Raw genomic sequence first — 25,354 nt, 5'->3', positions numbered from 1 at the left:
CTTGAAAGGGGTTCCGTGACTACCCTACTGTATGCCAGACGCGTACAACGACGGCGTCCGCCTCGCCTACGAGCGCGAGGGCCCCACCGACGCTGAGACGGTGGTGTTCGTCGAGGGGTTGGGGTACGGCCGATGGATGTGGCGCTGGACCCGTCGCGCCGTCGTCGACGAGTACGACACGATTCTGTGGGACAACCGCGGCACCGGCGAATCGAGCGAACCAGAGGGACCGTACACCGTCGAAGCGATGGCGAGCGACCTCTCGGCCGTCCTCGACGACGCCGGCGTCGAATCGGCCCACGTCGTCGGCGCGAGCATGGGCGGGATGATTGCACAGCGGTTCGCACTGGACGACGACCGGGCCGAGTCGCTGACGCTCATGTGTACGTCGCCCGGCGGCCCCGACGCAGTCCCCGTCCCGGAGGAGACCCGAGAGCGGATGTACGCCGTGCCCGAGGAGTACGACGAACGCGAGGCCATCCGGCACAAGATGGCCCCCGCGCTGACCGAGGAGTTCGCCGACGAGAACCCGGACCTGATAGAGCGTATCGTGGGTTGGCGACTCGACAGCGACGCCAGCGACCGGGCTCGGGAGTGGCAGGGCGCGGCCGTCGCCGAATTCGACGTCTCCGACCGGCTAGGCGAGATTCGGGTCCCGGCGCTCGTCCTCCACGGCACTGCCGACCGGGTCGTCCCGTTCGAGAACGGCGAACTGCTGGCCGAGCGCCTGCCCGACGCCGAGTTCGTCGCCGTCGAGGGGGCACCCCACCTCCTGTTCCTCGAACGGGCCGACGACGTGAACGACCTCCTGACGGGGTTCTTGGCCGATGTCTGAGTTCGCCAGCGGCCCGCAGGCGTGGGTCGGCGCGTGGAGCGAGAAGCGCGCCGCGCTGACGCCGGACCGCGAGGGCCTCGTGGACGCGACGACGGGCGAGCGATACACGTACGCCGACCTCGACCGCCGGGCGAACCGGACCGCACGCCTCCTCCGCGAGTACGGGGTCACAGCGGGCGGGCGCGTCGCCGTCGTCTCGCGCAACCGGCCAGCGTTCGTGGACCTGTTCTTCGCCACGGGGAAGACCGGTGGCGTCCTCGCACCGCTCTCACACCGTCTCGCACCGCCGGAACTGGGCGAACTGCTCGACCGCGTGACGCCCGAACTCGTGGTCGTCGAGACGCCGTTTCTGGGGGACGTGCGCGATGCGCTGGACGAGGTGTCCGGCCTCGATACGGACGTGCTGGCCGTGGAGACGGACGACGGGACCGGAGACGAGAGCCGCGTCGACGTGCCGACCTACGGTGCGTCGCTTCCAGACGACGACTCCCGCGTGGAGACGGCCACCCTCTCCCCCGAGGACCCCCACCTCTTGCTCCACACCGGCGGGTCGACGGGGACGCCCAAGGAGACGGTCGTCACCCACCGCGGGGTCGTCTGGAACTCGGTCAACACCATCACCGCGTGGGGCCTGCGCGACGACGACGTGACGCCGATGGTGTTCCCGATGTTCCACACGGGCGGGTGGAACGTCGTCACGGTCCCCCTCTGGCACATGGGCGGCACAGTCGTCGTCGCCCGGGAGTTCGACCCCGGCCAGTTGCTCCGGGTGATAGCCGAGGAAGGCGGGTCCGTGCTGGTGGCGGTGCCGGCCGTCCTGCGGATGATGACCGAGCACGAACGATGGGCGGAGACCGACCTCTCGACGTTGCGGTTCGTCAAGTCCGGCGGCGGGCCCTGTCGCCAGTCAGTGATGGAGGCGTGGTGGGACCGCGGCGTCGACCTCTCGCAGGGCTACGGCCTCACCGAGTGCGGTCCCAACAACTTCGCGATGCCCGAGGGGTGGCCCCGCGAGAAGGCCGACGCCGTCGGCACGCCGGCGATGCACGTGGACGCCAGAGTCGTAGCGGAGGGCGAACCGGTCGACCCGGGCGCTATCGGCGAACTCCAACTGCGCTCGCCCCACGCCGCCGACGGCTATCTCGACGACCCCGAGGAGACCGAAGCGACGTTCGGGTCCGGGTGGGTCGCCACGGGTGACCTCGCCCGAGTGGACGAGGACGGCTACTACCACATCGAGGGACGGAAGAAGGAGATGTTCGTCAGCGGTGGGGAGAACGTCTACCCCGCCGAGGTGGAGGACGCCATCGCCGACCACGACGCCGTCGCCGAAGTCGTCGTCGTCCCGGTCCCCGACGACCAGTGGGGGCAGGTCGGAAAGGCAGTGGTCGAACTGTCGGCCGGCGCAGAGGAGGTGTCGCTCTCCGACCTGCGCTCGTTCCTCGACGGACGCCTCGCCCGCTTCAAACACCCACACCACCTCGCGTTCGTCGACGAGATGCCGACGAGCGGACCGGAGAAGATAGACCGCCAGACCGTCACCGACCGGTTCGGCGAGTGACTACGCGGCGACGCTCGCGGTGAACAGGGCGCTCGTCCACGCGAAGGTGAGGACGCCGGCGACCGTCGTCGACCACGACGCCGCCCGGACCGGCGCAGCCAGCACGTAGCCGAACGGCCTGACTGCCGCGGGGAGCGTCTCGACGGTCTCGAACAGCGTCGCCGTGTCGGCGTCGCTGGGGAACGACGTGAACCCGAACGCGATTCCCAACCAGAGTAACACCCACCGCGGCGCTCCAGTGAGAGCGTCCGTGGCCGCGAAACACGCGAACGCGAGCAGCGAGTTCGAGACGAACGGTGCGACCGCGATGGCGAAGTCGGGGCCGAACGCCGACACCGCCTCGTGTTCGAGGACCGCGTCGTCTTCGAACGGGCGGAGCGCCGGCGGTCGCAGGACGGCCACGCCGACGAGTCTACACGCGGCGTAGTGGGCGTACTCGTGGAGGAGGATGCCCGGACCCACGGCGAGCGTGACGAGTCCGTTCGAGAGGGCAGCGAGCGGGGCGGGCGACACGGGGCGTGGGTTCGCTCCGGCGTGATATGTGACTGTCGGCGCACGCTCACTCGACGAGTTCGACGCCGCTGAACTCGAACCGCGCGCCGCCGGCATCGCTCGCGTTTAGCTCGACGGACCAGTCGTGTGCGGCCGCGATGCGGGCCACGATTGCGAGACCGAACCCGGTCCCCTCCGAGTTGTTCGAGTACCCGCTCTCGAACACCCGCTCGCGTTCGGAGGGCGGAATCCCCGGGCCGTCGTCCTCGACGTAGAAGCCGGCGTCGCCGTCGAGGGGCCCGACGGTTACCGCTATCGCCTCGCTACCGTGCTCGACGCTGTTGCGGAACAGGTTCTCGAGCAGTTGCTTGAGTCGGCTTTCGCTGGCACGGAGGCGGACCGTCCGCTCGACGTGGAGCGACGCCTCGCCGGTCGCGACGTTCCGCCAGCAGTCGCCGGCCAGCACTCCGACGTCGACGACCTCCGTCTCCTCGACTCGTTGCCCGTGTCTCGCCAGCGACAGCAGGTCTTCGACGAGTTGCTGCATGCGGTCGAGCGCCCGTCGGCTTCGCTCGAAGTGTTCGGCGTCGCCCGTCTCCGCGGCCAGTTCCAGCGACCCTTCGAGGACGGTCAAGGGGTTGCGCAGGTCGTGGCTCACGACGCTCGCGAACTCCTCCAGTCGCTCGTTCTGCCGGGTGAGTTCGTCCTCCCGCTCTCGGAGGAGCGACTCCCGTTCGACGCGCTGGAGCGCCACGGCGAGCGTCGAGGCGAGGATGTCGACGATGGCTCTGTCCGTCTCGTCGAAGGCGTTCCGTTCGGTGGCCGAGACGATGAACACGCCGTGGTCGGCGACCGGATACACGATGGCGCTCTTCGACGGCGTGTTCCCCGCGAGTCGGTCGTGTTCGGTGCAGTCCTGCACGTAGAGCGGTTCGCTGGCGTCGAACACCTCCCACACGACGGCGTCTACCGGGTCGTCGCTCGTTCGGTCGTACGTCCGGCCCTGCTCGAACGCCGCTTCGATAGGGTTGGTCTCGGTCAGCAGTCGAAGTCGCTGGCCGTCCTCGCTGAGGGCGTGATAGCCGCTGAGTTCGGCGTCGAGGACGTCCTGCGCCGTCTCCACGGCGACGTTCCCGGTCTCTTCGACCGTCCGCGTCGTCATCAACATCTGGGTGCGACGTTGTACCTCTTCGAGTTTCCGCACGTTCTCCTTTCGCTCGGTGACGTCGCGCACGACGCAGATGAGTCCGCCGTCGTCGAGACGAGTCAACGACACCTCCTGTGGGAACGTCCGGCCGTCAGCCCGCAGTCCGGTGGCCTCGCCGAGCCACTCACCGTCCTCGCGCAGGTGGGGGAACACCTCGCGCTCGAACCGCTCGGCTTCCGCCGTCGTGTAACACAGCCGCCAGCTCTCTCCGAGAAGCTGTTCCGGGTCGTCGTATCCGTAGACGTCGGCGTGGGCCTGATTCACGAAGACGTACTCGTCGCTCTCGTCGAGGATGGCCATACCGTCCGTCGCCGAGGTCAGCGCCTTCGACCGACGCTGGAGTTTCCGCTGGCGTTCGACGTGGTCGGAGATGTCACGGCTGTTCACCACGAACTGGTCGGTGCCGTCGACGCGAATCTGACGGAGGTTAACAGAGACGGGGAAGGTGGTCCCGTCGCGGCGGCAGAAGGTGGTCTCGAACTCGTGTCGGTCACCGGTGTCGAGGGACGCCCAGACCTCGCGTGCTTGTGCCGGACTGATTTCGTCGTCGATATCCCAGACGCGCATACCGACCAGTTCGTCCGGAGCGTATCCCAGCGCCTCGCAGAACGCGGGGTTCGCGTCGACTATCCGCCCCTCGGCGTCGTGGACGCCTATCATGTCCGGCGAGTCGACGAACAGCGCTTCGAGTCTGGCGTTGCTCCGTTCGAGTTCCCGCCGGTCGCGTTGGCTCTGGAGCGTCCGCCCGACGTCCGCGCCCAGTTCCGAGAGGAGGCTCCGTTCGTCCGCGTCGAACGCGTACGGGCGGTCGGCGTACACCGCGAGGACGCCGAAGCAGGTGGACTCGGAGGCCAGCGGAATCGCCGCCACGGAGCGGAACCCGGAGTCGAGTGCGTCGTCGCGCCACGGGTTGAACGTTTCGTCCTCCGCGACGTCCTGCGAGACGACGACCCGGCGTTCGCGGAACGCGGAACCGGCGGGCCCCAGTCCGGTCGCCGTCTCGTCGGTCGTCACGACGAGTCCGTCCAGATACTCGGCGTCGGCACCCGCCCAGTTCGTGGGTTCGATTCGGGCGTCGTCGTCCGTCGGACGGCCGACCCACGCGAACCGGTACGGGTCGGCGTCGCTGAGTATCTCACAGAGGCGTCGCTCGACCTCGTCCCGTGAATCCGCCCGAATCAGCGCGCGGTTGACCGCCCGCACGACGGAACTCACTCGCTCCTGCGTGCCTGGACTGGCGGCCCGAGAGTCCTCGACCGCGGTTCGGACCCGGGCCAGGAGGCGGTCGAACTGGTCGGGGTCGCCGGTCCGTCTGACGTAGTCGGTCGCTCCGAGCGAGATAGCTTCGCTCGCCACGGCCTCAGACCCTTCGGCGGCGAACAGGACGAACGGGAGGTCGTCGTAGTCCGACCGGACGGCGTCGAGGAGTTCGAGTCCGTCCCCGTCGGCGAGAGCGACTGCCGAGACGACGCAGTCGTACCGATGACCGTCCAACGCGTCGAGGGCCCCCTCGACTGTCGTCGCCGTCTCCACGTCGAGAGAGTCGTCCGCTCGTTCGAGGTGACCGGCCGTCGACGTGGGTGGTGTCGCCTCGCCGCAGACGTACAGCACTTCGATTGGCCCACCCATGGGACAAACATTCACCGCAATCAACAATAATGTGTTGTCTCAGTACACGGTTTGATAACCACGACAGAGAGACGGCCCAACGTGTGGGCTCACTACGAGGAGCGCAAAAGACGGGCGGGAGAGGCTCGGTGCGCCTACGCTTCGTCGAACGATGCCGAGCAGAGCTCGGCAGGCTCGACGAGTCGTTTCACTACGCTTCGTCGAACAGCGTGTCGCCGTCGACCATGTGCTCCTCGACGGCGTCCATATCGAGGGTCAGGCCGAGGCCCGGTTCCTCGGGAATCTCGATGTAGCCGTTCTCGATGACGTCCTCCTCGACGAGGTCCTCCCACCAACCGAGTTCGTAGGAGTGGTACTCGACGGCAAGGGAGTTCGGCACGGCGGCACCGACCTGAGCGCTCGCCATCGTCGCGATGGGCGAGGAGACGTTGTGCATCGCCACCGGGACGTAGTACTGGTTGGCGACGTCCGCAATCTTGCGGGTCTCGCGCATGCCGCCGACCTTCGGCATGTCGGGCGCGATGAGGTCGACCGCCTGATTCTCGATGAGGCGGCGCTCCTCGGTCACGCGGTAGCGGTTCTCACCGACCGTGATGGGCGTCGTCGTGGACTTCGTGACCTCCTCTTGGACTTCGAGGTTCTCCGGCGGCACGGGGTCTTCGAGCCACCAGACGTCGTACTCCTCGATGGCCTCGGCGAGGCGCTTGCCCGACCCACCGGAGAACGTCCAGTGGCAGTCGAAGGCGACGTCGGCCTCGTCTTTGACCTCCTCTGTGACCTTCTCGACGATTTCGGCCTTGTGGCGAATCTCGCCGGGACGGAGGTGGCGGTTCGCGCGGTCCTTCTCGAACCCGCTCGGAACGTCGAGGTCGAACTTCAGGGCGTCGTAGCCCAGTTCGTCGACGACGCGGCGGGCCTCGGCGGCACAGGCGTCGGCGTCGGCCTCTTCCTCGGTGTGGCAGTCACAGTAGACGCGCATCTCGTCGCGGTACTTCCCGCCCAGCAGTTGGTACGCGGGCAGTTCGAGAATCTTGCCGGCGAGGTCGTGGAGAGCGATTTCGATACCGGAGATGGCGGTGACGGTGACGCCCTCGACGGAGCCTTCGCCGGACATCTTCTGGACGAGGTGTTCGTAGAGGCGGTCGATGTCGAGCGGGTTCTCGCCCACCACGAACGGCTTCATTCGCTCGATGAGTTCCGGGACGCCCGCGCCCCAGTAGGCCTCGCCGGTACCCACGATGCCGGCGTCGGTGTAGATGCGGACGAGCGTCCACGGGAAGTTGCCGTCGACCATCGTCGTCTGGACGTCGGTAATCTCGACGTCTCGCCCACCACCGCGCTTGGCCGTGACCCCCATCGTCTCCGACGAGAGGTCTCGCATCGTGTACTCGGCGTTGGGGTCGTGCAGGTCAGCGTAATCTATGTCGTTCGCCAGTCCCATGGGGGTGGCTTGCTACGCCCGTTACAAAAGTGTAGAGGAATCAGTCGCGGCCTACGCTCTGGTGTCGAATGCGGCGACGACGTCGTCCGCGACGGCCTCCTCGTCCCACGTCGAGACGAACGTGGACATGGCCGTCTTGAGTTCGATTAGTTGGCCCGGCCTGACGCCGAGGCCGTGGGTAATCGAGAGGGGTTGCGCGCGGGACTGCTGGAACGCCGACTGCTGTTCCTGCAGGAACGGCGTGAACGTGCCCGTGTCCACGTCGGTCCGGGGTGGTATCGACCCTTTCCGCTGGTTGAACCGCTGCTGTCCGTCGGCGGACCCCGCGTAGGCGAGGAACGTCGAGACTGCCTCCGGGTTCTCCGTCACGTCGGCGGCGATGACCGCGTCCATGTTCATCGCGTAGAGGCCCTCCGTGCCCGGGAACGGGACGTGGTCCCAGTCGTCGTGGTAGTCGAAGTGGTCGGACTCCGTGTAGGCCCCGGCGGCCCAGTCACCCTGATGGAAGAACACGGACTCGCCGTCCGTGAAGCGGTCGTTTGCGTCGGTCAGGGCCATGTAGAGTTTGTCGTCGGTGGCCACCTCGGCGTACCGCTTGACGATGTCGAGGGCGTCGACGATGGCCCGCCGGTGGGCCGAGGCCGACTCGTCGGTGATGCCGCGGTACGTGTCGTGTCCGTGTTCGCCGAGCAGGACCGTCTCCCACATCTGGAGGACCGTCCACGGGTTCTTCATCGGGAACAGCATCCCCGTGTGGGCCGTCTCCTGTTCGATACGCTCGAGTTCCTCCGCCAGCGCACGCGGACTGTCGATGGCTCCGGGGTCCACGCCCGCCGACTCGGCGAGGTCGACGTTGAAAAAGAGGTTGTTGATGCGGTGGATGTTCAGCGGGACGGCGCGGTACGTGCCGTCGAACTTCGAGGCTTCGCGGGGCCCCTCCAGATAGTTCGACTCCATGTCCCCCTGCTCCCAGACAGGCGTGACGTCCCCCAGTACGCCCGCGTCGTCGTAGGGGACGAGGTTCTTCCCGGGCCACTCTATCCAGACGTCCGGGGGAGTCTCCTTGAGGATGCGACTCTTGACCTCCAGACTGAGGTTCTCGTCGGCAACGTCGCCGAGCGAGACGTCCGGATGTCGTCGTTGGAACCCCTCTAACAGCGCGTCTAGCGCCGCGCCGCCGTCGCCACCCACCAACCGGTGTAGCAACTCGACACCGCTCGCCCCACCACGGGCCGGCGTTGAGCCTGACATACTGGCGTTGTCTCTATCGAGTCGTTATGAAATTTCCCCGCCCGTTCTCACACGTGATTATTCGGACATGATGATTTATATGACCCATTGTAAAATGGGGCGTATGGTTGACTGGCAACAGCGAGGCGTGGAACTGGCCGTGGTGGGACAGTTCGTCCACGCACTGTATCAGATACTCGTGGTCGGATGGGCACCGGCCGGCGTGGAACCCCTGCTGTCGGGGGTGGGAGTCGTGGCCGCGGGTGGCGGTGCGGCCTACACCGTCCGTCACGTTCGCGCCGAACGTGAGCGGTTCCACGGGGAATCGGCGGCCCTCTCCGCGGAGCGTGACGAACTCGAAGCAGAGTTGGCGCGTACCCGGACGACCCGCGACGAACTCGTCGCGGACCTGACCGCGGCGCGCGCGGAACTGAAAGACCTGCGGACGGGTGTCACGCCGAGGGGCGGCAGGCCGACGGCCACGACGGATGGCGGCGTGGCTACCTCGGGGGACCTCTCGGCCGACGAACTGGACGGCTACCTCGACGCGTGTTGTGCGACCCTCGACGCGGCGAGCGAGGGGGACCTCAGACGGCGGATGGACGGGGAGACGCCGTCGGTCGCCCTGAACCAACTCGCAGAGGAGTTCAACGAGATGGCCGCCGCGTTCGAACAGACCATCGACACGGCCGGGGAGTTCTCCGACGACGTGGCCGACTCCTCGGAGCAGGTGACCGCCGCGACGCAGGCGGTCAAGGAGGCCTCCGAGAGCGTCGCCGGGACCGTCCAAGAGATAGCGGACGTGTTCCACGAACAGCACCAGCAGATTTCGACCATCAGCGAGGAGATGTCCGACATGTCCGCGACCATCGAGGAGATTGCGGCCTCCTCGAACGAAGTGACCCAGATGGCCGACAAGACCGAACGGCGGACCGTCGAGGGCATCGAGGCCGGCCGCGAGGCCCACGAGACGATGGTCACCACCGTCGACCGGACCGACGACGTCGTCGAGACGGTCCAGACGCTCAACGAACGGATGGACGAGGTGGGGAAAATCGTCGACCTCATCGACGACATCGCCGAGCAGACGAACATCCTCGCGCTGAACGCCTCTATCGAGGCCGCACACGCCTCTTCCGGCGCGGAGAACAACGGGTTCGGCGTCGTCGCGGACGAGGTGAAGTCGCTCGCGGAGGAGACGAAAGACGCCACGAACCAGATAGAGGACCTCATCGAGGACATCCAGGACCAGACCGACGACGCCGTCGACGAGATAACCGACATGCAGGAGTCCGTCGAGGAGGGACAGGAAGCCGTCGACGAGGGGCTGGAGGCGCTGGAGTCCATCATGGAGCACGTCCAAGAGACCAGTTCCGGCGTCAAGGAGATTAGCAACGCCACGGACGACCAAGCGGCCACCTCCGAGGAGGTCGCCTCCATCGCGGACGACGTGGCGAAGACGTCCCGGCAGAACGTCGAGGAGGCCGAACACGTCGCGGCCATCGCCGAGGAGCAGAACCTCGCGCTCGGCGAGATGTACGTCAACGTCCGGATGCTCACCATGCGCGCCCAGCAACTCAGCACGCTGTTCGAGCGCTACGAGACGTCCGACTGACGGCCCCGAATTTTTATCGCAACACCTGTTGTAAATCGCCGTATGCAAATCGGTGTACTGACCGTACCACTCGGTGGGCAATCGCTGGAAGACGCACTGTCCTATCTCGACGGCATCGGCGTCGGGGCGGTGGAACTCGGTTGTGGCGGGTTCCCGGGCGACGACCACCTCCCGCGTGCGGAGTATCTGGACGACGAGGCGGCACAGGCCGACCTTCGTGACCTCCTCGCAGAGTACGACATGGACGTGAGCGCGCTGGCGACACACAACAACCCGCTCCACCCCGACGAGGAGCGGGCCAGCGAGGCCGACACGGAGCTCCGGGAAGCCATCGAACTGGCCGACCAACTCGACGTGGACGCCGTCACCTGCTTCTCGGGGCTCCCCGCCGGCGGCCCGAACGACGAGGTGCCCAACTGGGTGACCGCGCCGTGGCCCGGCGAACACGCCGACGCCCACGAGTACCAGTGGGACGTCGCCGTCGAGTACTGGTCGGACCTCGCAGCGCACGCCGACGCGCACGGCGTCGACGTCGCCATCGAGATGCACCCCAACATGCTGGTGTACGAACCCCACGGGATGCTCGAACTTCGGGAGGCCACGAACGACCGCATCGGCGCGAACTTCGACCCCTCGCACCTCTACTGGCAGGGCATCGACGTCACCGCAGCCATCCGACTGCTCGGAGAGCACGACGCCATCCACCACTTCCACGCCAAGGACACGAAAGTCTACGAGGAGAACGCCCGCGAGAAGGGCGTCCTCGACACGACGGGCTACACGGAGGAAGCGGACCGCTCGTGGCTGTTCCGCTCCATCGGCTACGGCCACGACGAGAGCCACTGGAAGGACGTCGTCTCCACCCTGCGAATGGTCGGCTACGACGGCGCACTCTCCATCGAACACGAGGACTCGCTCACGAGTGCGCGCGAGGGACTGGAGAAGGCCGTCGACGTCCTCGACCGCGCCGTCTTCGAAACGCAACCCGGCGACGCCTACTGGGCCGAATAACCATTCCCGACAATGACCACAGAACCACTCGACGTCGGCGTACTGGGGTATCGCTTCATGGGCAAGGCGCACGCGAACGCGTTCGCGCGCCTGCCGATGTTCTTCGAGGACGCGCCCGCAGTCAACCGGGACGTGCTGGTCGGGCGCGACGAGGACGCCCTCGCGGACGCCGCCGACCGATTGGGCTTCGAGCGGACGGCGACCGATTGGCGCGACGTCGTTGACGACGTGGACGTCTTCTACAATCTGGGGCCGAACCACGTCCACGCCGAACCGTCTATCGCGGCGCTGGAGGCCGGGACGCCGGTGTTCTGCGAGAAGCCGCTGGCACCGACGCTGGAGACGGCTGAGCGGATGACTGAGGCCGCCGCCGGTGCGGACGTGCCGGCGGGCATCGCGTTCAACTACCGGTTCATCCCGGCCATCCAGTACGCGAAGCAACTCATCGACGCGGGCGAACTGGGGGAGATTCGCCACTTCCGCGGGCGGTACTTGCAGGACTGGCTGACCGACCCCGAGGCGCCGTGGTCGTGGCGCAACGACGCGGAGATGGCCGGCAGCGGCGCACTCGGTGACTTGGGCGCTCACACTATCGACCTCGCACGGTTCCTCGTCGGCGACGTCGAGAGCGTGAGCGGGCACCTGCGGACGTTCGTCGACGAGCGGCCGGTCGAGGGCGGTGACGAGACGCGCCCGGTCACGGTGGACGACGCCTACTCGGCGCAGGTCGCCTTCGAGAACGGCGTGATGGGGACGCTGGAGGCGTCGCGGTTCGCCAACGGCCACAAGAACGACCACACGATAGAGATAGAGGGCTCGAAGGGGAGTCTGCGGTTCTCGCTCGAACGCCTGAACGAACTCGAACTCCTGCGGGAGGACGGACGCGGGTTCGAGACGATACTGATGACCGACCCGGATGACCCGTATCTCGACCACTGGTGGCCGCCGGGGCACGTCATCGGGTGGGAGCACACGTTCGTCCACGAGAACTACGAGTTCCTCTCGGCGGTGGCCGAGGGGGGTGCCTACACGCCGAGTTTCGCCGACGGACTCGCGGTTCAGCGCGTCCTCGACGCCGTCGAGCGGAGCGACGACCGCCGAGAGTGGGTCGACGTGGCCTGACGCGTCGCCGGCCGCCCCATTTTTGTCTCGTCCCCTCCCTTGGTGCGGTATGTCCAACGAATCCCGTCTCGACGCGTACCTGTCCGACGAGGGACTGGAGGCAGTGTGGTTCGCACGACCGAGCAGTTTCGCGTGGCTGACCGGCGGCGACAACGTCGTAGACGCCGCAGGTGACATCGGCGTCGCGGCCGCTGGCTACGACGGCGACGGCGTGACCGTCGTCACCGACAACATCGAAGCCCCGCGCCTCCGCGACGAGGAACTCGATTCGGGGGTGGACGTGGAGACGTTCGAGTGGTACGACGGCGGCCTTGCCGACGCCGTCGCGTCGGTGAGTCCGACGCCCGCCGCCGCCGACTTCGACGTGCCGGGGTTCGAGACAGTCGACGCCAGCGCGCTCCGGCAACCGCTGACGGACGCTCAAGTCGAGCAGTACCGAGCCCTGAGCGAAGACGTGGCCGCCGCCGTCGAGTCCGTCGCACGCCGGACGGCCCCGGACGATACGGAGCGAGCGGTGGCCACCGAGTTGCGGACGGCGCTGTCCGAGGCGGACGCGTCCGCGCCCGTCGTCCTCGTCGGTGGCGGTGAGCGCGCCCAGACGTACCGTCACTACACGCCGAAAGACGAGGAACTGGGGTCGTACGCGCTCCTCTCGGTGACCGCCGAACGGGGCGGCCTGCACACCAGTTGCACCCGCACGGTGGCGTTCGACGCCCCGTCGTGGCTCGAAGAGCGGACCCGTGCGGCGATGCGCGTCGAGACGACGGCGCTGGCCGCGACGCAGGCCGTGGGGTCGGTCGGTGGCACCGCCGGCGCCGTGTTCGAGGCCGTCCAGACCGCCTACGACGCCGTGGGATGGGACGGCGAGTGGCGCAACCATCACCAAGGGGGCGCCGCCGGGTTCGCGGGCCGCGAGTGGATCGGTACGCCCGACCACGAGGCACCAGTCGTCCTCCCGCAGGGGTACGCGTGGAACCCGACAGTCCAGGGAGCCAAGAGCGAGGACACGCACCTCGTCGGCGAAACCGGCGTCGAGACGCTCTCTGCGACGGGCGACTGGCCCACGGTGACCGTCGAGGCAGTCGATTACGACCTCGAACTCTCGCGGCACGGGGTGCTCTCGCGGTAGACACCGGATACTGCATCGGGAAACCGCGCCGCCCGCCACCGAATCTGTTTACAACACCCGTTGTTGTGCAATGCATAGATTTAAGTGACGGATTAGACTAGCCAGAGGTGTATGGACGAGCAACGCGCGTGGTGGAAGGAGGCGGTCGTCTACCAGATTTATCCGCGGAGCTTCAACGATAGCGACGGCGACGGCGTCGGTGACCTGCAAGGCATCATCGATAGACTCGACCACGTCGCGTCGCTCGGCGCCGACGTCATCTGGCTGAACCCCGTCTACGAGTCCCCGCAGGAGGACAACGGCTACGACATCAGCGACTACCGGGCCATCCACGAGGAGTACGGCACCATGGAGGACTGGGAGCGACTCCTCGAGGAGGTCCACGACCGGGACATGCGACTCATCATGGACCTCGCTGTGAACCACTCCTCGACCGAGCACGAGTGGTTCAAGAAGTCCCGCCGCGACCAGGACGGCTACCGGGAGTACTACTTCTGGCGCGAGGGCGAGACTCCCGCGAACAACTGGAAGAGCGGGTTCGGCGGGTCCGCGTGGGAGTACGACGAGGAGGCCGGGATGCAGTACCTCCACCTGTTCGACGAGACGCAGGCCGACCTCAACTGGGACAACCCCGACGTGCGCGAAGACGTCCACGACCTGATGAACTTCTGGCTGGAGAAGGGCATCGACGGCTTCCGACTCGACGTCATCAACCTCGTCTCCAAGCCCGAGGGACTGCCAGACGGCGACCCCTCTCAGGACTGGGTCGGCATCGAACACTTCGCGGACGGTCCGAACGCGCAGGCCTACCTCGAGGAGATGGCCGAGGCGACCTACGACGACTACGACGCGATGACCGTCGGCGAGTGCATCGACATCGACGTCGAGACGGCCAGCGACTACGTCTGCGAGGACGGCCCGATGGACATGGTGTTCCACTTCGAACACATGCTCGTCGACATGGGCGACCGATGGCTCTCGCCGGCGGAGTGGGACCTCTCGGACCTGAAAGCCATCGTGTCACACTGGCAGACCGAACTCGACGGCTGGAACTCGCTGTACCTCACGAACCACGACCAGCCACGAATCGTCTCCCGGTTCGCCGACGACGACGAGTACCGGCGGGAGTCGGGCAAACTTCTCGGGACGCTGTTGTTCACCCTCTCCGGGACGCCCTACGTCTATCAGGGACAGGAGATAGGGATGACCAACTACCCGTGGTCGAGCCTCGACGAACTCGACGACCTCCAGTCCATCGGGAAGGTGGAGGAGGCCATCGAAGCGGGGGAGATAGACGGGTTCGACGAGGTTGCAGACATCGTTCGCGCACGCTCGCGCGACAACGCCCGGACGCCGATGCAGTGGGACGACTCGGAGAACGCCGGGTTCACTGACGGCGACCCGTGGCTCTCGGTCAACCCCGACCACGAGGACGTCAACGTCGCCGCGGCGGAGGCCGACGAGGACTCCATCCTCCACTACTACCGTGACCTCGTGGACCTGCGGGACGCCCACGACGTCCTCGTCTACGGCGACTACGAGTTGCTCCTCCCCGACCACGAGTCCGTCTGGGCCTACCGGATGGAACTGGACGAGGAGGCCGTCCTCGTGACGCTCAACTTCTCGGACACGGTGACGAGCGTGAGCGTCGACGACGCGGCACAGACCGGCGACCTCCTCATCGCGAACTACGACGACGCCCCCACCGTGACGGACGCCGACCTCACTCTGCGACCCTACGAAGCGCGCGTCCACACCCTGAACTGAACTATGTCTATCCAACGGACGACACCCGACGAGACGGTATCGGACGACGAACGTGCCTGGTGGAAGGAAGCGGTAGTCTATCAAGTCTACCCCCGGAGCTTCAACGATAGCGACGGCGACGGCGTCGGCGACCTACAGGGTCTCGTCGACCGACTCGACTACGTGGCCTCGCTGGGCGTCGACGTCATCTGGCTCAATCCCGTCTACGCCTCCCCGCAGGAGGACAACGGGTACGACATCAGCGACTACCGCGCCATCTACGAGGAGTTCGGGACGATGGCGGACTGGGAGCGGTTGCTGGAGGAGGTCCACGACCGGGACATGAAACTCATCATGGACCTCGTCGTCAACCACACCTCCCGAAACCACGAGTGGTTCCTCCAGTCACGACAGGGCGACCCAGAGTACGAGGACTACTACATCTGGCGCGACGCCGACGGGGAGGGGCCGCCGAACAACTGGGAGTCGTTCTTCGGTGGCTCTGCGTGGGAGTACGACGAGGAACGCGAGGAGTACTACCTCCACCTCTACGACACCTCCCAACCCGACCTCGACTGGACGAACGAGGACGTGCGGCAGGACGTCTTCGACACCATCGAGTGGTGGTTAGAGAAGGGCATCGACGGCTTCCGGATGGACGTCATCAACCTCCTCTCGAAGGCGGAGGGCCTGCCGGACGGCGACCCGGACAGCGAGTGGGTCGGCTCCGAACACTTCATCGACGGTCCGGAGATGACCGACTACCTGGAGGCGATGGACGAACAGGTCCTCTCGAACTACGACGTCATGACCGTCGGCGAGATGCCGCAGTTGACGGTCGAGGACGCCCGGGAGTACGCCGACGCGGACGGCCCCCTCGACATGGCCTTCCACTTCCAGCACACCAAACTGGACTACGACGGCGACGAACGTTGGGCCGTCGGCGACTGGGACCTGACCGAACTCAAAACCATCATCGGCCGCTGGCAGAACGGTCTGGAAGACGAGGGGTGGAACGCGCTCTACTGGGAGAACCACGACCAACCGCGCGTCGTCTCGCGGTACGGCGACCCGGTGAACTACCGCCGGGAGTCGGCGAAACTCCTCGGGACGTTCATGCTGACTCTCTGCGGGACGCCCTACATCTATCAGGGGCAGGAACTTGGCATGACCAACGCGCCGTGGGAGTCGATAGACGACATGCGCGACGTCGACGCCATCAACCACGCCGAGGAACTCCTCGAAGCCGAGGAGTACGAGAGCTACGACGACGTGAAAGACGTCGTGGGGTACCGCTCGCGTGACAACGCCCGAACGCCGATGCAGTGGGACGATTCGGAGAACGCCGGTTTCACGACGGGTGAACCGTGGATTCAGGTCAACCCGAATCACCACGACGTCAACGTCGCCGCGGCCGAAGACGACCCCGACTCGGTACTGAACTACTACCGTGACCTCGTTGACCTGCGGGACGCCCACGACGCCCTCGTCTACGGCGACTACGAGGACGTCCTCCCGGAGCACGAGTCGGTGTACGCCTACACGCGAACGCTCGTCGAGGACGGGCGCACCGAGCGATTCCTCGTCGTGTTGAACTTCTTCGACGAGGAACCGACGGTCGACGTCCCTGTGGAGTACGAGGACGCGACCCTCGTCGTGTCGAACTACGAGCGAGCGGACGACGACCCCGGGGTCGTCTCGCTGTCGCCCTACGAGGCGCGAATCTATCAACTCGACTGAGCGCACTTTTTTGGACTGACAACTCCAGTATCAGACAGACCGAACGCATGAGACACGGTACCAATCACACCGACGATGAGCAGTGAAATCGACCGCGCGTGGTGGAAGGAGGCGTCCGTCTATCAGGTGTATCCCCGGAGCTTCAACGACAGCGACGGCGACGGCGTCGGTGACCTGCAGGGCATCCGGAACCGAGTGGACTACTTCGACGAGTTAGGCGTCGACGTCGTGTGGCTCTGCCCCGTCTACGACTCCCCGAACGTCGACATGGGGTACGACATCCGCGATTACCGCTCCATCATGGACGAGATGGGGACGATGGGCGACTGGGAGGGCCTCCTCGACGACGTCCACGACCGGGGGCTGAAACTGGTGATGGACCTCGTCGTCAACCACACGTCGGACGAACACGCGTGGTTTCAGGAGTCACGCGACCCAGACGGCGGGAAGGACGACTGGTACGTCTGGCGCGACGGCGACCCGGACGACCCGCCGAACAACTGGATTTCGCTGTTCGGCGGCCCTGCGTGGTCGTACGACGAGACGCGGGGGGCGTGGTACCTCCACCTCTTCGACGAGAAGCAACCGGACCTCAACTGGGAGAACCCGGACGTTCGCGAGGCCATCTACGACATGATGAACTTCTGGCTCGAGAAGGGCATCGACGGCTTCCGGATGGACGCCATCTCCTGCATCTCGAAACCGCACGGCCTGCCGGACGCCGACACCGGCGAGGACTGGTTCGACATGGACCTGTACTTCAACGGGCCGCGAATCCACGAGTTCATGCAGGAGATGGCCGACGAGACGTACGGCAACTACGACGTCATGCTCATCGGCGAGACGCCCGGTGCCGACCCGGAGGAGGCCAAGAAGTACTACGAAGACGGCGTCGACATGGTGGTCCACTTCGACCACATGGACGTCACCTACGGCCCCGGCGGGAAGTGGAGTCCCGACTACGTGGGGATGGAGCAACTCGGCACCGCAAGCGACGCCGAACTCGACGAGATGCTGAACACGATGGACCTCGCGGACCTCCAGGAGGCCATCCGCCACTGGGACGAGGGCGTCGGCGACGAGTGGAACTGCCTCTACATGGGCAGCCACGACCAGGCGCGGGCCGTCTCCCGGTTCGGCGACGACCACGACTACCACCGCGAGTCTGCGAAACTCGTCGCCACCTTCCTGTTGACCCAGCGAGCGACCCCGTTTCTCTATCAGGGCGACGAGATAGGGATGACCAACGCCGACTGGGAGAGTCCCGACGACATACGGGACGTCGAGGCCCGCGGACAGGTCGACATCCTCACGCGGGACCACGACGTCCCCTACGAGACCATCGCCCCTTTCGTCAGGAACCGGTCGCGCGACAACGCCCGCACGCCGATGCAGTGGGACGATTCGGAGAACGCCGGGTTCACGACCGGTGAGCCGTGGATTCAGGTCAACGACGACTACGACCGCATCAACGCCGAGCGAGCGATGGCCGACCCCGACTCCATCTTCCACTACTACCGCCGACTGCTGGAGTTGCGTTCCGAATCGGACGTCCTCGTCTACGGCGACACGGAGTACGTCCTCCCCGACGACGAGTACCCGAACGTCTGGGCCCACCGGCGGACGCTGGGGGACGACGTGGTGCTGGTGGTGTTGAACTGGCAGGACGAACCGCGGGACGTATCTGGCGTTGAGAGTCCGGTCCTGTTCGGGAACTACGACCAGCGAGACGGGACGACGTTCCAGCCCTACGAGGCGCGAATCTACGACCTCGGCTAGTTACTCTTCGACCTCTTCGTCGTCGCTCCCGACGCGGATGACCTGCAGGAGCGAGTACACCGGAACGCCGCGGATGTCCTCCAGGCCGCGCTTGTCCGCGAGGACGACGCAGGCGACGGGGTTGCCGCCCTGCTCTCGAATCGCGTCCACCGTCTCGGACATCGTGTTGCCGCTGGTGATGGTGTCGTCGACGACGTAGCAGTCGCGTCCGCGAATCTGGGCGAAGTTCCGGGAGAACGTCCCGTCGCTCGTCCCGCTGTCGTCGTCGTCCCACTGGTGTTTCGTCGGGGCGTACGTCCCGAGGTCGGTGTCGAGTTGCCGGGCCACCGTGGTCGCCAGCGGTGCGCCGGCCTTCTCGATGCCGATGGTCAGGTCGACGTCTTCGCCCTGCTTCGAGAGGAGGTCGGCCATCGCACACCCGACGTGGTGGAGGCGGTTGCTGTCACGGCCGACCGCGGACCAGTCGACGTGGATGTCGTGGGGGCCGCTCGCCGTCGACGGACTCGGTGCCGTCCCCGCGCCGCTCCGCTCGACCAGCCAACTGGCGGTCTCACGGGAGACGTTGAGTTCGTCCGCGATTTCACCCTTGGAGAGGCCACGCTCGGCCAAGTCCGCGGCGCTGTCGACGAGGTCGTCGATGTTCTTCATACACGTCTCTCCGAGTGGCAGGACTTAATAGGCAATGCTCTCGGCCGATTCACCCGCCGAAATCTTTTTACAACAGCCGTTGATAGTCAGCACCGGCTGGGTCGTGTCCGTCGTTCGTGGCCGAACGGCGCGGACGGCACCACCGAGGGCGTCTGCGACTGCCATCGCTCCCACGTCCTCGCTCTCCCCACCACCGTCGCACACCCGGCCACCCCACCACCCACCACTCCGGTCCGTCAGGCCGGATACCTTGGTTGTCACCAGTTCGCCGTACCCGGACGGGGTTCTCCCCCGCCGGGTCCGACGTCACTCTCACTCGCCGGGAAACGTGAAGAGGCGTTGCTCACAGTCGGGACAGACCAGAATGTCGTCCGGCGACTGGTTCGGCTTGGTGTACCCCCCACAGCACGACACTTCGGACGATTCGACGAGCGGCGTGTCACACACCGGGCAGTCGTCTAGGAACATCCGGAAAGACTGTGCCCCCGCCAGACGGACGCCCTCGTCGGCGACGTAGCCGTCGAGGGCGCGGTAGGCGGCGAGTTCGGCGACGACCACCGGGCGGGCGACGAGTTCCCCGCCCTCTCCCACGACGACCCACTCGGCCCCGTCTTCGAACGTCGCCGTCTCCGACACGCCCGGAATCGTCCGGCGTGCCTCGTCGGCCAGCGCGTCGAGTGAGAGCGTCGCTAGCCGGTCCATCTCCTCCCGCCACGCCGTCTCGACGGCGTCCGACAGCAGGAGCATCTCGGCGTCCGCTTCGAGGACGCCCGCCGCCGCCAGTTCCGACAACACCGTCTCGCCGTCCAGTTCCGCCTCCGTCAGCGACTCCCGTTCCTCCGACGGCGCTCGTCGGTCCGCGTCGTGGAACAGGTCGTTCGGGAGCGGCGAGGCGTCGACCAGTTGCGGAGCGAACTGGGGCGTATAGGGGACTACGTACCCGCGAAGGTATATCGCCGCGACGCCCACCGTCGCCACAGCGAGGCTCGCCAACCGTCGTCCTCGGACTCGCATCCAGACGACGACGAGGGCGACGAACAACGCGTTTACCAGCGTACACGGCCAGCATCTGTTCGACCCGGTGTGTTCGGGTTCTCGGAACGAGTCCAAATCCGGCATCAGGGAATCTCTGTCGGCGCCGCAGTATTAGCCTTCCCCTCGGGGCGGTGGCGTGTGACAGTCCACCAAACTTTTTAACAACAGGTGTTGTTACATACCCTCATGGCTGATACAGAGATGTCGTATACGAGGCTGGGTTCGACGGGACTGGAGGTGTCCGAACTCTGCCTCGGCACGATGAACTTCGGCAGTAGTGAACCGTGGATGCTCGACGACGAGGACCGGAGTCGAGAGATACTCCGTCGCGCCCTCGACCTCGGCGTCAACTTTCTCGACACGGCCAACGCATACTCCGGCGGAGAGAGCGAGGAAATCGTCGGCGGCGTGGTCGATTCGTACAACCGGTCCGAACTGGTTCTCGCGACGAAAGTCTACTTCGACATGTTCGACGGACCGAACGGCGGCGGCCTCTCGAAGAAGCACATCATCGACCAGTGTCACGCGAGCATGGATCGCCTCGGCGTCGACTACGTCGACCTCTACCAGATACACCGGTGGGACGAGGACACGCCTATCGAGGAGACACTCGACGCCCTCACCTACCTCGTCGACGAGGGCTACGTCCGGTACATCGGAGCGAGCACCATGGCCAACTGGCAGTTCCAGAAGGCGCTCTACACGGCCGACATCGAGGACTACGAGCGGTTCGTCTGTATGCAACCGGAGTACAACGCCGTCGACAGACACGAGGAGGCGAACCTGCTCCCGGTGTGTGCCGAGGAGGGCGTCGGCGTCATTCCGTGGTCTCCGCTGGCTGGGGGCTTCCTCGCCGGCAAGTACGACAGAGACAGCGCCCCCGAGTCGGGACGGGCGAGCGACGACGAGTACACCGCGAACCGCTTCACCGAGGAGAACTGGGCCGTCCTCGACGAGATACGCGCTGTCGCCGAGGCGAAGGACGCGACCCCGGCACAGGTGAGTCTCGCGTGGTTGCTCCACAAGGACGTCGTCGACGCGCCGATTGTCGGTCCCCGAACTATGGAACATCTGGAGGAGAACGTCGCCGCCGTCGACGTCGACCTCTCTCCGGACGAACTCGACCGTATCGAAGGGCCGAAGTACCCCCAATGGCCTGTGAAGGGCAAGGACTGACAGGAACTGACAGATGGATACCTACCCCGAACCCAGACAACGACCCCCCACAAACACATGGACGACCACGAACTGACATCGATACTCGAAGACGCCGGTCTCTCGCCCTATCAGGCGGAGGCCTACGTCACGTTACTCGAACTCGGGACGGCGTCAGCGACCGACGTCGCCGAGTCCTGCGAGGTCCCGGACCCGCGCATCTACGACGTTCTCAGGGACCTCGAATCGAAGGGCTACATCGAGACGTTCCAGCAGGACAGCCTCACGGCCCGAGCACGGAACCCCGAGGGCGTCCTCGAAGACCTCCGGTCGCGTTCGGACAAGTACCTCGACGCCGCCGAGACCATCGAGGACCGATGGAACGAACCGGAGATATCCGACCACGAGGTGAGCATCGTCAAGCGGTTCGACACCGTCCTCAACAGGGCACGGGACCTCATCGAATCGGCGGAGAACCAGATACAACTCGGCGTCGACCCAGCGCAGTTCTACGAGTTACGGTCCGAACTGCGGGCGGCCCACGAACGGGGCGTCAACATCAAACTCAGCATCTGTACGGAACCCGACGACGACGTCCCGGACGTCGCGGACATCGAGGGGACCTGTACGGAGGCCCGCCACCGGGACATCCCCGCGCCGTTCCTCGTCCTGGTCGACCGGACGTGGACGTGTTTCGCCCCGCACCGCCACTCCGTCAACGAGTACGGAGTCCTCGTGAACGACCGGACCCACACCTACCTGTTCCACTGGTTCTTCCTCACCTGTCTCTGGGAGATATGGGACACCCTCTACACGGAGCGGACGCCGGAGACGCCGACGACGTACGTGGACCTCCGCCACGCCGTCCGCGACATCGAACCGCTTTTGCAGGAGGGCGCGCGGATAGCGGCCACCGTACGCGGGTACGAGACGGACACGAAGGCGGAAGTGGAACTGACCGGGGTTCTCACCGGAGTTGACTACACCGGTAGTTCCCTCGGCCGGACAGACCCGGTTCCGCTGGCACAACTCGCCGGACGCATCAGCGCGACGCTCGACGTCGACGGAAAGACGTACGAAATCGGTGGTTGGGGTGCCGTACTAGAGGAAATCGAAGCCACCGAGATAACCATCGAGAGCGTCGAGTACGAGTGACCCGGACCGCCACGGTCCCGGCCGTGTGGTCGAATAAACAGTACGAAAGTTCACGCGTTTGAGCGGCGCGTAGTCACAAACTATCGTTTTGTATTACCAAAATATTATATATCGACAGTTGTCTTCACCGCTGAACTGTCAGGAATGTTCGTTTTTGACGGTCCGCTCACAGTCTATTAACAACACCTGTGGTTAATTATGGATAACCTTTAAGTGCTGGCCCGGTAACCACAGAGTAGACATGTCGGACAATGGCACGAACGACGGTGACAGCTCATCAGGCGTTTCCCGGCGACGATTCGTCCGGGCAGCAGGTGCGACTGGCGTGGCCGCGGGGCTCGCAGGTTGTGCCGATTTCGTCGGTGGTGGCGACGGCGGCGGTGGCGGCGACGGGGGGTCCACTGGCGACGGCGGCGGCGGGAGCGCGACGACGGTCCGCTGGGGTTTCGACCCGGTGGCGGTCCAGAACAACGGGCCGGCCATCAAGGAGGCGCTCCGCGAGAACGGCCTCCCGGAGGACATCGAAGTCGAGTTCGTCCCGCGTAATCAGGACACTGGACAGGCCCGGGCTAACTACAACCGACTCCTGAGCGCACAGGAGACGGACCCGGACATGTTCCTGATGGACAACGGGTGGACGAACATCTTCATCCAGCGGGGCCAACTCCAGAACCTCAGCGAGAGCCTCTCGGACGAACTCCTGTCGGACGTCTCGGAGAACTACTTCAGTTCGTTCACCGACACCGCGCGTGACCCGAGCAGCGGCGACCTGTACGGTGTGCCGGTGTTCCCGGACTTCCCGACGATGCAGTACCGCAAGGACCTCGTCGAGGAGGCCGGCTACAGCCCCGAGTCGAACAACTGGGCCACCGAGCCGATGACGTGGGAGAAGTGGTCGAACATCGCCGCCGACGTGCAGTCCAACTCCGACGTCGACTTCGGCTTCACCACCCAGTGGGACATCTACGAGGGGACCTCCTGTTGTACGTTCAACGAGGTCATGTCCTCGTGGGGCGGCGCCTACTTCGGCGGCCGCGAGAACCTGTTCGGTCCGGTCGGCGAGCGCCCCATCACGGTCGACCGACCCGAGGTCATCGACTCGCTGAACATGATGCGGAAGTTCGTTCACGACGAGGACTTCGGCGGTCAGTTCAGCAGCTACGGCGGCGGCTTCACGCCGACGCAGATTCTCGGTTGGACCGAGGAGTCCGCCCGCGCACCGTTCGCGGAGGGGAACGCAGTCTTCCACCGCAACTGGCCCTACTCGCTCGCGCTCACCGGCCGGAACCCCGAGGAGACCGAGGACCCCGCGCTCGGCGAGAACCTCGGCGCGATGCCGATTCCGTACGCCGTCCCCGAGAGCGAGGCCGCACAGCCCGGAACGGGCGGCACGACGGCCGCTCTCGGTGGCTGGCACATGACGGTCAACCCGAACAGCGGCCAGAAGGACGCCGTGACCGAAGTCGTCCGCGCCGCGATGCAGCCGGACTTCCAGCTCACCCTCCTGTCCATTCAGGGGTGGCTGCCGCCGCGGCCCGAACTGTTCAACTCCGACGAGGCCCGGAACGTGCCCGTCGTCGGCCGCTACATGGACACCCTGCAGGTCGCCGGGAACAACACGATGCCGCGCCCGGTCACTGCCGTCTGGAGCGACCAGTCCAGCAAAATCGCCCAGCAGGCCAACCGCGCGGTCGGTCAGGAGACCTCCTCCGCAGAGGCGATGGCGACGCTCCAGAGTGACCTCGAGGCCACCGAGTCGTCGTAATCCCAGCGCCTAGTTTTACAACAGACCTAAGTGATTATTGATTATGGAGCGGACCCAACACGGAGGGACGTGAACGGATGAGTACAGAGACAGGCAGAGAGTCGCAACGCTCGGGTGCTCTCGTCAACCTGATGCGGTGGATGGAGAACTTGAGCGACACGCAGTACGCGTACCTGTTGCTGATTCCGGTGTTCGTCCTGCTCGGCGTCGTCGCACTCTATCCGCTGTTACGAACGTTCGAGCTGTCGCTGTACGCCGTCTCGACGGACCTGACCAGCATCCAGTTCGTCGGCATCGACAACTACGTGGGCCTGTTCACGGGCGAGAAGAACCGGTTCCTCCCGGGTGGGACCACGTTCCTGCCGGCGAACCTGCAGTTCAGGAGCCTGCTCAACAGCGCGCTGGTCATCACTATCATCTTCGCCGTGGTGAGCGTGCTCTTCGAGACGCTCATCGGCCTCGGACAGGCGCTCATCCTCGACCAGGACTTCTACGGTCGCCGATGGGTCCGCGCCGCTATCATCATCCCGTGGGCGGTGCCAATCGTCATTCAGGGGATGATTTTCTTCCTGATGTTCAACTCGAACGTCGGGTTCGCGACCCCGCCGCTCGCCGACCTCGGCCTCTTGGCCCCGACGAACACGCTGAACGACACGCCGAGTGCGACGTTCATCATCATCGTCGCCGACATCTGGAAGACGTCGGCGTTCATGGCCCTGCTCATCCTCGCCGGGTTGCAGAGCATCGACCGCGGCCTCTACGACGTGGCCAAGGTCGCCGGCGCGACCAAGTGGCAGCAGTTCAAACTCATCACTTTCCCGCTCATCCTGCCGACCATCGGGGTCGCAGTGCTGTTCCGCTCCGTCCAAGCGATGCGGGTCTACGGCATCATCGACACCGTGTCGAGTTGCGCCGTCGTCCCGTCGCTGTCCTGTATGGTCGTCGCCACGTTCAACACCCGTGAGGGGACCTCGGCCGCCATCGCGTTCGTGACCGCGGCCATCATCGGTATCGTCGTGATGGGCATCATCGTGTGGCAAGGGGAGGACGCGATCTAAC

20 protein-coding genes are annotated in these 25,354 nt (G+C 65.7%); 13 read left to right on the top strand and 7 right to left on the bottom strand.

Features of this window, described 5'->3' with window-relative positions; all coding sequences use genetic code 11:
* The first annotated feature begins 31 nt into the window (after positions 1 to 31).
* Together Hhyl6_RS00195 and Hhyl6_RS00190 are read left to right on the top strand one after the other, a co-directional pair.
* Complete coding sequence (locus tag Hhyl6_RS00195; RefSeq protein ID WP_483737199.1) at positions 32 to 835, top strand: alpha/beta fold hydrolase; 804 nt, start codon at positions 32 to 34, stop codon at positions 833 to 835.
* Entirely contained in the window at positions 828 to 2,396 is a 1,569-nt protein-coding gene (locus tag Hhyl6_RS00190; protein WP_483737198.1) for an AMP-binding protein, read from the top strand. Before Hhyl6_RS00195 ends, Hhyl6_RS00190 begins: the two co-directional genes overlap by 8 nt.
* Here the strand turns inward: Hhyl6_RS00190 and Hhyl6_RS00185 are convergent, their stop codons facing one another.
* The 4 genes from Hhyl6_RS00185 to Hhyl6_RS00170 all read right to left on the bottom strand — a co-directional run bounded on the left by Hhyl6_RS00185 (position 2,397) and on the right by Hhyl6_RS00170 (position 8,416).
* A complete protein-coding gene (locus Hhyl6_RS00185) occupies positions 2,397 to 2,909 on the bottom strand; it encodes a hypothetical protein (protein WP_483737197.1) in 513 nt (170 codons plus the stop codon).
* Positions 2,910 to 2,955: 46 nt separating this feature from the next.
* Positions 2,956 to 5,724 (bottom strand): PAS domain S-box protein, encoded by a 2,769-nt coding sequence (locus Hhyl6_RS00180; protein ID WP_483737196.1) that lies wholly within the window; start codon positions 5,722 to 5,724, stop codon positions 2,956 to 2,958.
* A 190-nt stretch (positions 5,725 to 5,914) separates the two neighbouring features.
* Complete coding sequence (locus tag Hhyl6_RS00175) at positions 5,915 to 7,165, bottom strand: mandelate racemase/muconate lactonizing enzyme family protein (RefSeq protein WP_483737195.1); 1,251 nt, start codon at positions 7,163 to 7,165, stop codon at positions 5,915 to 5,917.
* Positions 7,166 to 7,216: 51 nt separating this feature from the next.
* Complete coding sequence (locus tag Hhyl6_RS00170) at positions 7,217 to 8,416, bottom strand: ABC transporter substrate-binding protein (RefSeq protein WP_483737194.1); 1,200 nt, start codon at positions 8,414 to 8,416, stop codon at positions 7,217 to 7,219.
* A gap of 103 nt (positions 8,417 to 8,519) precedes the next feature.
* Here Hhyl6_RS00170 and Hhyl6_RS00165 point away from each other — a divergent pair, with 103 nt between their 5' ends.
* The 7 genes from Hhyl6_RS00165 to Hhyl6_RS00135 all read left to right on the top strand — a co-directional run bounded on the left by Hhyl6_RS00165 (position 8,520) and on the right by Hhyl6_RS00135 (position 18,537).
* Entirely contained in the window at positions 8,520 to 10,010 is a 1,491-nt protein-coding gene (locus Hhyl6_RS00165; protein WP_483737193.1) for a methyl-accepting chemotaxis protein, read from the top strand.
* A 42-nt stretch (positions 10,011 to 10,052) separates the two neighbouring features.
* Entirely contained in the window at positions 10,053 to 11,021 is a 969-nt protein-coding gene (locus Hhyl6_RS00160; protein ID WP_483737192.1) for a sugar phosphate isomerase/epimerase family protein, read from the top strand.
* 12 nt (positions 11,022 to 11,033) lie between these two features.
* The gene (locus Hhyl6_RS00155; RefSeq protein WP_483737191.1) at positions 11,034 to 12,143 is read left to right on the top strand and encodes a Gfo/Idh/MocA family protein; all 1,110 of its coding nucleotides are present in this window, start codon (positions 11,034 to 11,036) and stop codon (positions 12,141 to 12,143) included.
* 49 nt (positions 12,144 to 12,192) lie between these two features.
* Positions 12,193 to 13,272 carry a M24 family metallopeptidase gene (locus Hhyl6_RS00150; RefSeq protein WP_483737190.1) on the top strand — a complete coding sequence of 360 codons (1,080 nt, stop codon included), beginning with the start codon at positions 12,193 to 12,195 and terminating at the stop codon, positions 13,270 to 13,272.
* A gap of 111 nt (positions 13,273 to 13,383) precedes the next feature.
* On the top strand, positions 13,384 to 15,039 hold the full coding sequence (locus Hhyl6_RS00145) for a glycoside hydrolase family 13 protein (RefSeq protein ID WP_483737189.1): 1,656 nt from the start codon (positions 13,384 to 13,386) through the stop codon (positions 15,037 to 15,039).
* Between the two features lie 3 nt (positions 15,040 to 15,042).
* Positions 15,043 to 16,758: a glycoside hydrolase family 13 protein gene (locus tag Hhyl6_RS00140; protein ID WP_483737188.1), complete on the top strand. Its 1,716-nt coding sequence runs from the start codon at positions 15,043 to 15,045 to the stop codon at positions 16,756 to 16,758.
* A 75-nt stretch (positions 16,759 to 16,833) separates the two neighbouring features.
* Entirely contained in the window at positions 16,834 to 18,537 is a 1,704-nt protein-coding gene (locus Hhyl6_RS00135; protein ID WP_483737187.1) for a glycoside hydrolase family 13 protein, read from the top strand.
* Here Hhyl6_RS00135 and gfcR read toward each other — a convergent pair whose 3' ends face one another.
* From gfcR to Hhyl6_RS00120, 3 genes are all read right to left on the bottom strand, one after another.
* Positions 18,538 to 19,185, bottom strand: coding sequence for a transcriptional regulator GfcR (gene gfcR, locus Hhyl6_RS00130; RefSeq protein ID WP_483737186.1), 648 nt, complete (start codon positions 19,183 to 19,185; stop codon positions 18,538 to 18,540).
* Positions 19,186 to 19,209: 24 nt separating this feature from the next.
* Positions 19,210 to 19,350, bottom strand: a complete 141-nt coding sequence (locus Hhyl6_RS00125) for a hypothetical protein (RefSeq protein ID WP_483737185.1) — start codon at positions 19,348 to 19,350, stop codon at positions 19,210 to 19,212.
* Between the two features lie 147 nt (positions 19,351 to 19,497).
* A complete protein-coding gene (locus Hhyl6_RS00120) occupies positions 19,498 to 20,304 on the bottom strand; it encodes a DUF8054 domain-containing protein (protein WP_483737184.1) in 807 nt (268 codons plus the stop codon).
* A gap of 117 nt (positions 20,305 to 20,421) precedes the next feature.
* On the opposite strand from Hhyl6_RS00120, the gene Hhyl6_RS00115 reads away from it, so the two are divergent.
* From Hhyl6_RS00115 to Hhyl6_RS00100, 4 genes are all read left to right on the top strand, one after another.
* Positions 20,422 to 21,396 carry an aldo/keto reductase gene (locus Hhyl6_RS00115; RefSeq protein WP_483739650.1) on the top strand — a complete coding sequence of 325 codons (975 nt, stop codon included), beginning with the start codon at positions 20,422 to 20,424 and terminating at the stop codon, positions 21,394 to 21,396.
* A gap of 57 nt (positions 21,397 to 21,453) precedes the next feature.
* Positions 21,454 to 22,530 carry a TrmB family transcriptional regulator gene (locus Hhyl6_RS00110; protein ID WP_483737183.1) on the top strand — a complete coding sequence of 359 codons (1,077 nt, stop codon included), beginning with the start codon at positions 21,454 to 21,456 and terminating at the stop codon, positions 22,528 to 22,530.
* Between the two features lie 241 nt (positions 22,531 to 22,771).
* On the top strand, positions 22,772 to 24,295 hold the full coding sequence (locus Hhyl6_RS00105) for an extracellular solute-binding protein (RefSeq protein ID WP_483737182.1): 1,524 nt from the start codon (positions 22,772 to 22,774) through the stop codon (positions 24,293 to 24,295).
* A gap of 77 nt (positions 24,296 to 24,372) precedes the next feature.
* Positions 24,373 to 25,353 (top strand): carbohydrate ABC transporter permease, encoded by a 981-nt coding sequence (locus Hhyl6_RS00100; RefSeq protein ID WP_483737181.1) that lies wholly within the window; start codon positions 24,373 to 24,375, stop codon positions 25,351 to 25,353.
* Position 25,354 lies beyond the last annotated feature (1 nt).

The sequence above is a fragment of the Haloarcula sp. H-hyl6 genome (genome assembly GCF_056934455.1).
Note: the sequence above shows the minus strand (reverse complement) of the source record. Positions and strands in the feature narration are given on the sequence as shown.